The organism is Pseudomonas sp. MD195_PC81_125 (assembly GCF_014060985.1).
GTDB lineage: Bacteria > Pseudomonadota > Gammaproteobacteria > Pseudomonadales > Pseudomonadaceae > Aquipseudomonas > Aquipseudomonas parakoreensis.
The window spans coordinates 1-1,338 of the sequence record NZ_JABULD010000611.1 but is presented as its reverse complement, the minus strand read 5'-3'; the positions used below and the strand labels follow the sequence as shown (position 1 = coordinate 1,338).

The 1,338-nt window shown below is 61.0% G+C and carries 1 protein-coding gene; it reads left to right on the top strand.

The genetic code is table 11. The annotated features are described in order from the left end of the window. Window positions 1-130 precede the first annotated feature (130 nt). A complete protein-coding gene (locus tag HT737_RS24655; RefSeq protein WP_182404178.1) occupies window positions 131-1,321 on the top strand; it encodes a benzoate/H(+) symporter BenE family transporter in 1,191 nt (396 codons plus the stop codon). Window positions 1,322-1,338: the final 17 nt, after the last annotated feature.

The following is a 1,338-nucleotide window of genomic DNA, read 5'->3' as shown; positions in this document are numbered from 1 at the left end:
CTGCCGAAGGCTGCGATCTCTTGATCTTGCTTCCAAACATCAAAAATCAAAAGATCGCACCTTCGGCAGCTCCTACACAGGGTTCAGCGTAATTGCGGACATCTCCATCTGTATAAGGAACACCGCCGTCATGAACGACGCCACCTACACCCGCCTGCGCCCTCTCGCCGACACTTCTCCCTCGGCGATCGTCGCCGGTTTCATCGCGATGTTGACCGGCTACACCAGTTCGCTGGTGCTGATGTTCCAGGCCGGGCAAGCGGCGGGCCTGAGCAGCGGACAGATTTCCTCGTGGATCTGGGCGATCTCGATCGGCATGGCGGTGTGCTCGATTGGCTTGTCGCTGCGTTATCGCACACCGATCACCATCGCCTGGTCGACCCCCGGTGCAGCGCTGCTGATCACCAGCCTGGGCGGTGTCAGCTACGGTGAGGCCATCGGCGCCTACATCACTTGCGCAGTACTGGTGACCATTTGTGGGCTGACCGGCAGCTTCGAACGTTTGGTGAAAAAAATCCCGGCATCGCTGGCGGCGGCGTTGCTGGCGGGGATTCTGTTCAAGATCGGCAGCGAAATCTTCGTCGCCGCACAGCACCGTACCGGGCTGGTGCTGGGGATGTTTTTCACCTATCTGCTGGTCAAGCGCCTGTCGCCACGTTACGCGGTGCTCGCTGCATTGCTGATCGGCACCGCGCTGTCGGGCTTCATGGGGCTGCTGGATTTCAGCGGCTTTCACCTGGAAGTGGCGACGCCAGTCTGGACCACGCCGCACTTCTCACTGGCCGCGACCATCAGCATCGGCATTCCGCTGTTCGTGGTGGCGATGACCTCGCAGAACATGCCCGGCATCGCTGTGCTGCGCGCCGATGGCTACAACGTCCCGGCCTCGCCACTGATCACTACCACCGGCATCGCCTCGCTGTTGCTGGCGCCGTTCGGTTCTCACGGCATCAACCTCGCGGCGATCAGCGCAGCCATCTGTACCGGGCCGCACGCCCATGAAGACCGCAACAAACGCTACACCGCCGCGGTCTGGTGCGGGATTTTCTACGGGATTGCCGGGGTGTTCGGCGCGACATTGGCGGCGCTGTTTGCCGCGCTGCCGAAAGAACTGGTGCTGTCGATTGCCGCATTGGCGCTGTTCGGTTCGATCATCAACGGTTTGAGCATTGCCATGACCGAGGTGAAAGAACGCGAGGCGGCGCTGATCACGTTCATGGTCACGGCGTCGGGGTTGACGCTGTTTTCCATCGGTTCGGCGTTCTGGGGGATTGTCGCGGGGGTGCTGACCTTGCTGATACTCAACTGGCGTAAAGCTTAAAGCAAAAGATCGCAGCC